The organism is Komagataeibacter kakiaceti JCM 25156, assembly GCF_000613305.1.
Genome location: NZ_BAIO01000142.1, coordinates 1 through 5,272, shown reverse-complemented (window position 1 = coordinate 5,272; position 5,272 = coordinate 1). Strand labels below are relative to the sequence as shown.

The 5,272-nt window shown below is 64.6% G+C and carries 1 protein-coding gene and 4 pseudogenes; 1 reads left to right on the top strand and 4 read right to left on the bottom strand.

The genetic code is table 11. The features are described 5' to 3' along the window. Positions 1 to 393, top strand: a pseudogene (locus JCM25156_RS22980) (non-canonical purine NTP pyrophosphatase); the annotation flags it as partial. A gap of 109 nt (positions 394 to 502) precedes the next feature. On the opposite strand, the pseudogene JCM25156_RS22975 reads toward JCM25156_RS22980, so the two are convergent. The 4 genes and pseudogenes from JCM25156_RS22975 to JCM25156_RS09055 all read right to left on the bottom strand — a co-directional run. Next, positions 503 to 1,920: pseudogene (locus tag JCM25156_RS22975) on the bottom strand (NAD(P)H-dependent flavin oxidoreductase). 94 nt (positions 1,921 to 2,014) lie between these two features. Next, positions 2,015 to 4,152: pseudogene (gene pnp, locus JCM25156_RS22970) on the bottom strand (polyribonucleotide nucleotidyltransferase). Between the two features lie 300 nt (positions 4,153 to 4,452). Continuing rightward, a complete protein-coding gene (rpsO, locus tag JCM25156_RS09060) occupies positions 4,453 to 4,722 on the bottom strand; it encodes a 30S ribosomal protein S15 (RefSeq protein ID WP_025812833.1) in 270 nt (89 codons plus the stop codon). 28 nt (positions 4,723 to 4,750) lie between these two features. Next, positions 4,751 to 5,272 (bottom strand): annotated as a pseudogene (locus JCM25156_RS09055) (tRNA pseudouridine(55) synthase TruB); the annotation flags it as partial.

The window sequence follows — 5,272 nt, the reverse complement described above, 5'->3', positions numbered from 1 at the left end:
CTGGCCGATGATTCGGGATTCTGCGTCGCGGCGCTGGGGGGCGCGCCGGGCATTTTTCTCGGCCCGCTGGGCAGGACCGGAAAAGGATTATCCCGACGCCATGCGCCGTATCCATGACCGCATGGGAAACAACCCCGACCGCAGCGCGTGGTTCATATCCGTCCTGTGCCTGGCATGGCCCGATGGCCGCACCGAAAGCTTCGAGGGGCGGATTGACGGGCATGTCATCTGGCCGCCCCAGGGCAGGAACGGGCACGGCTATGACCCGATCTTCGCCCCCGGCGCTAGCGCGCGCAGCTTTGCGATATGAGCGACGCGGAAAAGAACACCATAAGCCATCGCGCGCTGGCCTTCGCCCTGTTCCGCGAAAGCTGCCTGCCCGCCGCGAACTAAGCAGCTGACGGGAAAGCCCGTCCACGCAACATCGGCAAGAACCTGCCCCTGAACAAAAAAGGCTGGCCCCCCTGCGGGAGCCAGCCTTTTTTCCATCAGTGCATCGGGTTCAGCGCCCGGTCATGATCCGTTCCACCAGTTCGCTCACGCTGGGCACGTAACCGTTGGCGTAAAGCGGATCGGTCGCGAAACGCCACGCATTGGTGCCGCCGAACATGAGGTTGTGGTCCATGACCTCATCCTGATCCGGGCCATGGGCATGCGCCACCGCCTGCAGCGTTTTCTGGATGCAGTACGAACGCGGGTCCGCCTTGTGCCCGTTGGAATAGGCGGGCGGCTTCTGCGACCAGTTGGAAAAGCGACATTCCGACAGGCAGCCCATGCAGGCCCCCTGATCGGCCAGAATCTCGCGCGCCTTTTCCGGGGTCACGAACACCAGCGTGTTATCCGGCGTGCGCATGGCCTCGGTATAGCCTTCCTCCATCCACAGCCGCGCGCGCTGTCCGTCGGTCGGGGTGACATAAACCTGCCGCCCGCGCGCGCCGATGGCCAGCGCCATGGTATGCGCGCCCAGTTCCTCGGGCGAGAAGGGAATCTGCCGCTCGGAACGTCCGCGCAGCTCGCCGAGGAAGGCATTGTTCACGGCGGAGGAATAGAAACCCGTGGGGGAGAAGCGGTTCAGGAACACATCCCCCTTCTTCAGTGTCAGCAGGCGGCGCTTCCACGAATCGGGAATGGGGCTTTCACGCGTCAGCAGCGGACGGGTGCCGAACTGGAAGACGATCGGCCCGAGTTCGGGGTTGTCGATCCAGTCCTGCCATTCCTCCAGCCACCATACGCCACCGGCCATGATGATGGGCGTCTCATCCAGCCCGAAAGCCCGCATCTGCTTGCGCAGCGCCAGCACGCGGGGGAACGGATCCTCCGGCGCCAGCGGGTTTTCGGTATTGGACAGGCCGTTATGGCCACCCGCGCGCCAGGGGTCTTCATACACCACCGCGCCCAGCAGCTCCGCCACCTTGTGATAGGCGCGCCGCCACAGGGCGTTGAACGCCCGCGCGGAGGAAACGATGGGATAGTAATGGATGCCAAACCGCGCCGCGATTTCGGACAGGCGGTACGGCATGCCCGCGCCGCAGGTCAGGCCCTGTATCAGCCCCGGCGCGCCTTCCAGCACCCCGTTGATGACACGCTCCGCCCCACCCATTTCCCACAGGATGTTGGCATGGATGCGTCCGCGCCCGCCCGCGATCTCATGGGCGATGCGCGCCTGGGCGATACCGCCGCGAATGGCGTAATCGACCAGTTCCTCGTGCCGTTCGCGCCGCGTCCTGCATGATATTCCTGCGGGATCACGTTGCCGCTTGCATCATAGGAATCGGCATTCACGATCGAAACCGTGCCTGCCCCCCCGGCTGCGGCCCAGTGCCCGGCGGATACGCCGGTTGAGATCGAGACGCCCTTCCCCCCCTCGACCAGGGGCAGAATATCCGTCCCGCCCATTCGGATCGCATTGATCGGCTTCATCACCATTCCATCGTCATGTATCTGCCCGCGCGCAGGGGAAAACCCGCAGGCCCCCCTGCGCGTCGGACCGTCCTATCGACCCGGCCGCCGCGTATCAGCGCGCGGCGGGCGCACGACCGGGCTTGGCGCCAACCGTGTCGGTAATGTCGGCGCCGGTTTCCTGATCGACCACGCGCATGGACAGCTTGACCTTGCCGCGATCATCAAAGCCCAGAACCTTCACCTTCACCTCGTCCCCCTGCTTGACGACATCGGTCGTCTTGGAGACGCGGCCCTGCGCCAGTTCGGAGATGTGGACAAGACCGTCACGCGGGCCAAGGAAGTTCACGAACGCCCCGAAATCGGCGGTCTTCACCACCTTGCCATTGTAGATCTGGCCCACTTCGGGTTCGGCCACAATGCCACGGATCCGCTCGATGGCCTTTGTGGCCTGATCGTCGGAAGTCGCGGCGATCATGATCGTGCCGTCATCGTTGATATCGATCTTCGCGCCCGAATATTCAACGATCTCACGGATGACTTTACCGCCCTGACCGATCACATCGCGGATTTTTTCCTTCGGCACGGAGATCGTGGTGATCTTCGGCGCGGAGGAGGACACATCCGAACGGCCTTCGGTCAGCGCCTTGGCCATCTCGCCCAGGATGTGCATGCGGCCCTGACGGGCCTGACCCAGCGCGATCTTCATGATTTCCGGCGTGATGGACGTGATCTTGATATCCATCTGGAGCGCGGTCACGCCCTGCTCGGTGCCGGCCACCTTGAAGTCCATGTCGCCAAGGTGATCTTCATCACCAAGGATGTCGGACAGGACGGCGAAGTCCTCGTCTTCCTTGATCAGCCCCATGGCGATACCGGCGACCGGGCGCTTGAGCGGCACACCGGCATCCATCAGCGCAAGCGAGGTGCCGCACACCGTCGCCATGGAAGACGAACCGTTGCTTTCCGTGATCTCGGACACGACACGCATGGTGTACGGGAAGGTGTCCTTGCCCGGCAGCAGCGGATGGATCGCGCGCCACGCCAGCTTGCCATGACCGATTTCACGACGGCCGGGGGAACCCATGCGCCCGCACTCACCCACCGAGAAGGGGGGGAAGTTGTAGTGCAGCATGAAGTTGGTGCGGTATTCGCCTTCCAGCGCGTCCACCACCTGCTCATCCTGCGCCGTGCCCAGCGTGGCAACAACCAGCGCCTGCGTCTCGCCACGGGTAAACAGGGCGGAGCCATGCGCGCGCGGCAGGATGCCGACTTCGGACACGATGGGGCGAATCGTTTCCAGATCACGCCCGTCGATGCGGTAGCCGGTGTCCAGCACCTCGGTGCGCACCACGTCGGCTTCCAGATCCTTGATCATCGGCTTGGCGGCGTCGGCGTCGGCCTCGCCGATCTTGGCGAGAATCGCTTCACGCGCGGCGGCGACCTTCTTGTAACGCACCTGCTTGGCGCGCTCCTTGTAGCTTCGGCGATCAGGGCGCGACCGGCCTTGTCCACCTTCTTGCGCAGCTTGATTTCCTCGGCCGTCGGCTCGGCCAGTTCCCACGGCGCCTTGGCCGCGCTCTCGGCCAGGTCGATGATCAGGTCAATCACCGGCTGGAAGGCTTCATGGCCGAAGGTCACGGCGCCCAGCATCACGTCCTCGGACAGCTCGGCCGCCTCGGACTCGACCATCAGCACGCCTTCCGCCGTTCCGGCCACGACCAGGTCGAGTTCGCTCTCACGCACCTGCGAAATGGTCGGGTTCAGGATGTAGCTGCCATCGCTGTACCCCACACGCGCGGCGGCGACCGGGCCAAAGAACGGAATGCCCGACAGCGTCAGCGCGGCCGAACAGCCGATCAGCGCCACAACCGCCGGATCATTTTCCATGTCATGGCTCAGCACGGTGGCCACGACCTGCACTTCGTTGCGGAAGTTTTCGGGGAACAGCGGCCGGATCGGGCGATCGATCAGGCGGGAGTTCAGAACCTCGGCCTCGCTCGGGCGGCCTTCACGCTTGAAGAAGCCACCGGGGATCTTGCCCGCGGCGTAGGCCTTTTCCTGATAGTTGACCGTAAGCGGGAAGAAATCCTGCCCCGGCTTTACGCTCTTGGCGCCAACAGCCGTGCAGAGCACCACCGTATCCCCATAGGTGACCACCACCGCGCCATCGGCCTGACGGGCGACCTTGCCCGTTTCCAGCACCAGCGGGCGACCGCCCCACTCGATTTCCTTGCGAAAATAATTGAACATCCAGACAAACCCTGTCCGTTGACTGCCGCAATGCTGGCGGGCCGGACGTGGGAACATATGATGGCAGCGCCTCGGACGGCATGGAGTGATGACGGCTCCGCCGCCAATACACCATGTGGCCTGAAACGCTGCGATCCGGTCCGGACATTTCCGCCGTTGCGTCGGCAGCGAGTTGATGGCGCCCGTTATGGACGCCTGAAAATATCCGACCGCGCCGGGCACGGGCATGTCAGGGCATGCCCCGCGCCCGGACGGGCCGTGCGGGAACGCATTATGACCGCGTTCCCGCGTGGTCGCAAATCAGCGACGCAGGCCGAGGCGCTTGATCAGTGTTTCGTAGCGGCTCTGGTCCTTGCGCTTGACATAGTCCAGCAGGCGGCGGCGGCGGCCGACCAGCATCAGCAGGCCACGGCGGGAATGGAAATCCTTCGCGTGGGTCTTGAGATGGTCGGTCAGGTTCACGATCCGCTCGGTCAGCAGGGCGACCTGCACTTCCGGTGAGCCCGTGTCCGTGGCGGCGGTCTGGTATTCGCCAATCAGCGCCGTGCGGCGTTCAGCAGTAATCGACATCGTTTTCTCCATTAAAGATTCATTCGGTTCACAGCATGCGTACCGATCGCAGCCAGCCATCCACGGGGCGGCACAGCCCGACCACACGCGCCCCGTCCATTGCACGCACGACCCCGCTGCGGGGGTCGGTGTGGTCCGGCATCCGGTCCGCCAGAACGCCCAGGTCAAGTGCCTGGCCGTATGACAGGGCATCCGCTTCCTCACGTGTCAGGGCCAGCGCCGGGATGTCGGCCAGCGCGGTCGCGACCGGAAGGAGCAGATCCGGTGGAGCAGGCGCGTTGTCGGCGCTTGCGACAATTTTGTCCAGCACAATCGCATCGGATTCATCAAAAGGCCCGACCCGGAGCCGCCGCAGCGCCGCCACATGGCCCACCGTGCCGCAGGCCAGCGCGATGTCACGCGCAAGGGCGCGCATGTACACCCCCTTGCCGGATTCCACCTCGAACACCGCCGTATCGGCATCGGGGCGGGCGATCAGCTCGAAACGGTCGATCCGCGCGGGGCGCGGGGGCAGGTCGGGCGCGTTGCCCGCGCGCGCCATATCGTAGGA

Bases quoted from the DNA above. Each gene is read 5' to 3' on its own strand.
- rpsO (WP_025812833.1), bottom strand. From the start codon at position 4,722: ATGTCGATTACTGCTGAACGCCGCACGGCGCTGATTGGCGAATACCAG.